Raw genomic sequence first — 6,418 nt, 5'->3', positions numbered from 1 at the left:
TGGATGCCGGCCCGGACCAGCCGATCGCGCCGAACATGCCCGCCGGCTCCATCACCGATGACACCGAGCAGGCGATCCTGGTCGGCCAGTTGCTGATCGATGGTCAGGGCCGGATCGAACCCGCCGTGCTCGCCGAGCGCCTGATCGACTGGGAGGCGGCGATGAAGGCCAAGGGCTCCCAGGATCTGCTGGGCCCCTCGACCAAGCGCGCGATCGAAATGATCCTCGCCGGCCACAGTCCCGAGGAGGCCGGGCGCTACGGCACCACCAACGGAGCGGCGATGCGCATCACCCCGGTCGGTATCGCCGCCGACATAGCCCAGTCCCAGCGTTTCATCGAAGCAGTGGTGCAGGCCTGCCAGGTGACCCACAACACCACCCTGGGCATTGCCAGCGCCGCTGCCGTGGCCGCGGTGATCTCCAGCGGCATCAACGGCAAGGGGCTGGTGCACGCTTTGGAGGCCGGCACCGAGATGGCGTTTGTCGCCGAGCGGCACGGGCACTGGGTCGCCGGTGGCCGCATCGGTCCACGCCTGCGCTGGGCCCGGCAACTGGCCGCTGATTGTGCCGACTCGGAGCTGGCCGACCTGCTTCATGACGTGGTCGGTACTTCCGTGGCCAGCCAGGAATCGGTGGTGGTCGCCTTTGCCCTGGCCCAGCGTGTGGCCCGTGGCCAACTGAGTGCCTTTGACGCGGTCTGCCTGGCCGCCGGCATCGGCGGCGATACCGACACCATCGCCGGCATCCTTGGCGCCATGCTCGGCGCCTGCGATGGGCTGGAGTGCTGGCCGGCCGAACTGATCGCGCAGATCATCGAAGTCAACGGTCTGGAACTGGTCCCTCTGGTCCAGGGCCTGATCGCCTTGCGTACCGCCTGACGCAACAACCCGCAATGGACTGCAGATCGCCGGGGCTGAAGGGGCTCAAGTCCCCCTGCGCCTTGTGCATTGCCCACAACCACAATAATGGCATCAGGAGCTGAACAGCATGACCTCATCGAACGCCGGGCAAGTGGCCGGGCAACTGGAAACCCGCGGTATCGAACCGGCTCCCGAAGCCGAATGCAATGGCCATCCCCTGCAACTGTTCTGGGTGTGGTTCGCCGCCAACATCAGTATTCTAGGCCTGCCGCTGGGAGCCACCCTGGTGGCCTTTCGTGGCCTGGCGATCTGGCAGGCGATCATCGTCGCGATCATTGGCGCGGCGGGTTCCTTCGCCGTGGTCGGGATCATCTCGATTGCCGGCCGCCGCGGCCGTGCGCCGAGCCTGACGTTGTCGCGGGCGATCTTCGGGGTGCGCGGCAACATCGGCCCGACCCTCGTCTCGCTGATGTCGCGCCTGGGCTGGGAAACGGTCAACACCACCACCGCGGCGTTCGTGCTGCTGTCGCTGTGCTCGATCCTGTTCCACTCGCCGGTCGAGGCCAAGAGCGCGCCGCTGCTGACGCTGCTGTTCATCGCCATCTTCGTGCTGCTGACCCTGTCCGTTTCGGGCCTGGGTCATGCGACCCTGCTGGTGATCCAGAAATGGTCGACCTACGTGTTCGGCGCCCTGAACGTCCTGGTCGGCGGCTTCCTCTGCGCCACGATCGACTGGAGTGCGGTGTTCAACGCCACCCCGGCACCGCTGAGCGCGATGATCATCGGCATCGGCACCATGGCCGCCGGCACCGGGATCGGCTGGGCCAATGCTGGTGCGGACATGTCGCGCTACCAGCACAAGAGCGTCAGGGCCACTCGCCTGGTAGCCTCGGCGGCCTTTGGCGCGGGCATCCCGCTGGTGCTGCTGATCACCCTCGGCGGACTGCTCTCGGTGGGCAACCATGACCTGGCCCAGGCCAATGATCCGATCATCGCGATTCGCGACATGCTGCCGACCTGGATGGCCGTACCGTACCTGATCACCGCCTTTGGCGGCCTGCTGCTGTCGAACAACCTGTCGGTGTACTCCGCGGGCCTGACCACCCTGACGCTCGGTTTGAAGGTCAAGCGGGTGCATGCGGTCATCGTCGATATCGTGGCGATCTTCGCCGGCTCCATCTATTTCATGCTGATCGCCGACAGCTTCTACGGTCCGTTCATCACCTTCATCTCGCTGCTGGCGGTACCGATCACCGCCTGGGTCGGGATTTTCGTGGTCGACCTGATGCACCGCCACTACTACAGCGCCCGCGACCTGATGGACGTCGGGCCGGGCAGCGCCTACTGGTATCGCGGTGGCGTCGAATGGCGTGCCTTCGGTGCCTGGGCCCTGGCCATCGTGCTCGGTTTCAGCTTCACCACTATCGGTACCACGGCCCAAAACGTCTGGTTCCGCGGTTTCCTGTCTGATTCCTGGCTGGGTCATAATGGCTTGGGCTGGATCGTCACCTTCCTGGTCGCAGGCGGTCTCTATGGCCTGCTGGGCGGCGCGACGGACCGTCGTGCGGCCCTCTTGGAAAATGCCAATGGCTGAGGGCTTCTGCCTGTGAAACTCAACACCCGACTGCTGCATACTGGCCAGGTCATCGTCGACCTGGTCATGGCTGTCGACCAGTTGCCCAGCAGCGGCGGCGACGTACTGGCCCATTCGGCCGCCTTCGAGGTCGGTGGCGGCTTCAACGTCATGGCTGCGGCGCAGCGCAACGGCTTGCCGGTGACTTACCTGGGGCGTCATGGCACGGGGCGTTTCGGCGACCTGGCACGCCAGGCGATGGCGGCCGAAGGTATCCGGATGGCGCTCAAGCCTGACGCCGACAGCGATACAGGGCTGTGTGTCGCGCTGACCGACGCCCGTGCAGAGCGCACCTTCATCTCCCATATCGGTGCCGAAGGCGGGCTGTCGGCAGAGGATCTGGCACGGGTTCAGGTGCGGGACGATGACTACATCTATGTCAGCGGCTACAGCCTGTTGCAACCGAACAAGGCCCGGACGCTGCTGGACTGGTTGCTGGCGTTGCCGCGCGAGGTGATCGTGGTGTTCGACCCGGGACCGTTGGTGGATTCCCCGCAGATCCCGGCGATGGCCGCCTTGCTGACACGCATCGATATCTGGACCAGCAACGCCGTCGAGGCCCAGCGGTTCACCAGGACAACGGATATCGGTGCGGCGCTGGAGAGTCTGGCGCTGGAGTTGCCCGATCCGGCGCTGCTAGTGGTACGTGACGGTCCGCACGGGTGCTGGATCAGGGTGGCGGGGCAGGTCGAGCACGTACCGGGCTTCAAGGTGCAGGCGGTGGACAGCAACGGTGCCGGCGATGCCCATGCCGGAGTCTTCCTCGCGGCACTGTCCAACGGCATGACGTCCGGCGAGGCGGCCCGGCGGGCCAATGCCGCAGCGGCCATCGCGGTCACCCGCTGGGGACCGGCGACGGCACCGGGCAGCGATGAAGTCGATGCATGGCTGGGAGGGGCTGACCCCGAAAAGTTGACCGGAATCCATGGAACGACGTTTTCTCTGCCGGATTAAGGAGGAAACACTGGAAACCGGCGCGGCTGCTGTTCTACCCTACCGCGTTGGCTTCCCTTTCCCGACACCTGGACGCCGGTTTCTGCCCCGGATTACCAGCGTGCACAAAGGGTAGCGTTCCTCCCGACTTCTGTGACGACGCCCGTGAAACTCATCATCATCGCTGTTTACGTACTGTCCATCGCGTATGTGCACCTGCGCGGTAAGGTCCGGCACAAGCTGGGCCGCCAACTGAGCGACCATTCCAGCTTCCTGGCCCCGATCAACTGCTTTCTCTATCTGTTCTCGAAGATCCCGAGCCGCCCGTATTTGGAGGTCAAGGACTTCCCGGAACTCAAGCCGCTGCAGGACAACTGGCAGGAAATCCGCGAAGAGGCCCTGGCGCTGCTGCGGGCCGGTGAAATCAAGAAGTCCGAGCGTCCCGACGACGTGGGCTTCAACTCCTTTTTCAAGACCGGCTGGAAACGCTTCTACCTGAAGTGGTATGGCGACAACCACCCGTCCGCCCTGGAATTGTGTCCGCGTACCACCGAGCTGCTCAACAGCATCGGCACGGTCAAGGCGGCGATGTTCGCCGAGCTGCCACCGGGCTCGCGTCTGGTGCGCCACCGTGACCCCTATGCCGGTTCCCTGCGTTATCACCTGGGGCTCGAAACCCCGAACGATCCGGGCTGCTATATCAACGTCGACGGCCAGAACTATCACTGGCGCGATGGTGAGCCGGTGATGTTCGACGAGACCTTCATCCACTACGCGGAAAATACCACGGACAAGGACCGGGTGATCCTGTTCTGCGATGTCGAGCGGCCGATGCAGTACCGCTGGGCGGCGGCATTCAACCGCTGGTTCAGCCGCAATGTGATGGCTGCCGCCGCGGCGCCGAACGGCGACGGCGACAAGACCGGCGGAATCAACAAGGCCTTCACCAAGCTGTACGGCATCCGCCAGCGCGGCAAGGCGCTGAAGAAGACCAACCGTACGCGCTACTACCTGGAAAAGTGGGCGATCTTCGGTGGTTTGCTGGCGTTGTTCCTGCTGATCTGATCTCTGTCGAAGTCGCTCCCTCGAAACAGGCCGGACTCCTTTGAGAGTCCGGTTTTTTTTCAGCCGTGTTTTCACCAAGGGTTTTCGGTTATTCGATGTAGGAACTCTCCTTGCCTATTCGGGAAAGATCTCATTTCAAGGATCGGCTCTTGGCGCTGGGATTGAACCGTCATGGTCTTATGCTCATTCACTTCATGCTTAATGTGAGGCGTCGGCATCATGGACAAAATGAGTGAGCGCATAAGAAGCCTCGCCGAGAGCGTGACTACGCACCCGGCGTTGAACAACGATTTCTATGAGCGCTGGATGGGCTCGGCTCTGGGCATCCATGACCTCGAGATCTTTGCTCGCAATTACTGGTCGAGAACGTTCAACACCGCGACCATGGTCGCCAGGTCGCTGATCCATGCGAGCCATTTGAGCGCCAAGGTTGAAATCGCCAAGAACCTGTTTTCCGAGTTTGGCTACGGCCACATGGATAAAGCCCATATCGTTCTGCTGCAGAACTTCCTGCTTGACCTGTTGAGTCGAGCCAATGGGAGGGCCTACTCCATGGCTGATCTGGAAAAGGTACCGGTGCTTGCCACCACCGAACATTTCATCCAGGCACAACTGGGGCTTTATCAGGGCGAAGGGCAGCCAGGTGGTTCATTGCGGGTATTGGGAGCCCTGTTGGCCCAGGAGTGGCTGGCCTACTCGATGCTGACCCGCCTTTACGAAGGGGCGCGCAACTACAAGTTTCTCTATGCTTGCGACGATGACTTCCATGAGCACTGTGAGTACTTCTACGTGCATATCGCTGACGCGGAAAAAGATCACAAGGAACAGGCGATCAAGGCGGCAGCGCTGGAGTGCGAAACTCCAGAGGATTTCGAATACCTGTCGACAGCGTTCAGCAGTTTCCTGCACATCACCGAATTGTACTGGCGTGGTATTGCCAGGGCCATGAGTGCACCGTCGGAACGCTGAGTTGGCCGATCAGCGCTCCAGAACCCCACGAAACGCTGCACTGAGGGCTCGCAGTGTGTCCTGGGAGCGGGCGTCCGTTGGGCGCGCATGCAGGATGATTTCCGTCATCGGCAGCGATGGCAGCCCCAGTTGCTCGCCGACTTCGACTGCGCCGGCAGGTGCCACTCGCCTGGCCAGGGCGGCCACCCCGAGGCCGGCACTGACCGCTGCTCCCACCGCCATCACGCCGCCGCCGACAAACACTTCGGTCCAGGCGATCGCCGCCTCGTCCAGCACCCGCACCGCCAGTTGCCGTACGCCGCAGGGCGAAGCCATGGTCGCCAGGCGCAGAACGCTGCCCGGCGTGTGCTGCCAGGTGGGCGCGGCGAACCAGCCGAAGCGCTCGACCACCAGCACTTCGCCGCCATGTTGCTCGCCTTCGCTGCGGACGATGGCTGCATCCAGCTCACCGCGGTCGAAGGCTGCACTCAAGTCCCGTGACGAACCGATGCGCACCTCGATGACCAGCAATGGGTCATATTGCGCCAGGCGGCTGAGCAACTGCGGCAGGTCCGGGCCGGCGACATGGTCGCTGATACCGATGACCAGCCGACGGCTCTCAGGCACGGTCATGTCTCCCAAGGCCCGCTCATGGGCCAGGAGCAGGCTGCGGGCGGCCTGGATGAACTGCTCGCCACGGGGTGTCAGTTGCACGTGGCGTGGGGTGCGTGCCAGCAGGCGATAACCCAGGCGTTCCTCCAGGCGCTTGAGTTTCAGACTGATGGCCGCCTGGGAGGTATCCAGCGCCTGAGCCGCGCGGGTGAAACTGGCGAAGTCGGCGATCAGCACGAAGGCCTGGACGGTGTCGAGATCGAGTGGTCTGCCGGTGTCTGGCATATTCATTTCTTATCATATATATATTGATTGATATCTTGTTGTAATTATCGGCCTTGCGCAAGCTGACTCCGGGTTATCCACA

6 protein-coding genes are annotated in these 6,418 nt (G+C 63.1%); 5 read left to right on the top strand and 1 reads right to left on the bottom strand.

Going from position 1 to position 6,418, the window contains the following annotated elements; genetic code table 11:
* From K675_RS0122610 to K675_RS0122590, 5 genes are all read left to right on the top strand, one after another.
* Positions 1-878, top strand: an 878-nt coding sequence (locus K675_RS0122610; protein WP_017905747.1) for an ADP-ribosylglycohydrolase family protein, incomplete at its 5' end; no start/stop codon positions are given.
* 109 nt (positions 879-987) lie between these two features.
* The gene (locus K675_RS0122605) at positions 988-2,454 is read left to right on the top strand and encodes a purine-cytosine permease family protein (RefSeq protein ID WP_017905746.1); all 1,467 of its coding nucleotides are present in this window, start codon (positions 988-990) and stop codon (positions 2,452-2,454) included.
* 12 nt (positions 2,455-2,466) lie between these two features.
* The gene (locus K675_RS0122600) at positions 2,467-3,447 is read left to right on the top strand and encodes a PfkB family carbohydrate kinase (RefSeq protein WP_017905745.1); all 981 of its coding nucleotides are present in this window, start codon (positions 2,467-2,469) and stop codon (positions 3,445-3,447) included.
* A 144-nt stretch (positions 3,448-3,591) separates the two neighbouring features.
* On the top strand, positions 3,592-4,491 hold the full coding sequence (gene lpxO / locus K675_RS0122595) for a lipid A hydroxylase LpxO (protein WP_017905744.1): 900 nt from the start codon (positions 3,592-3,594) through the stop codon (positions 4,489-4,491).
* Positions 4,492-4,710: 219 nt separating this feature from the next.
* Entirely contained in the window at positions 4,711-5,460 is a 750-nt protein-coding gene (locus K675_RS0122590; protein WP_026145447.1) for an iron-containing redox enzyme family protein, read from the top strand.
* Positions 5,461-5,469: 9 nt separating this feature from the next.
* Here the strand turns inward: K675_RS0122590 and K675_RS0122585 are convergent, their stop codons facing one another.
* Positions 5,470-6,336 carry a LysR family transcriptional regulator gene (locus K675_RS0122585; protein WP_026145446.1) on the bottom strand — a complete coding sequence of 289 codons (867 nt, stop codon included), beginning with the start codon at positions 6,334-6,336 and terminating at the stop codon, positions 5,470-5,472.
* Positions 6,337-6,418: the final 82 nt, after the last annotated feature.

Source organism: Pseudomonas fuscovaginae SE-1 (assembly GCF_000364705.1).
GTDB classification, from domain to species: Bacteria; Pseudomonadota; Gammaproteobacteria; order Pseudomonadales; family Pseudomonadaceae; genus Aquipseudomonas; species Aquipseudomonas fuscovaginae_A.
This window is presented reverse-complemented; position numbering and strand designations above follow the sequence as displayed.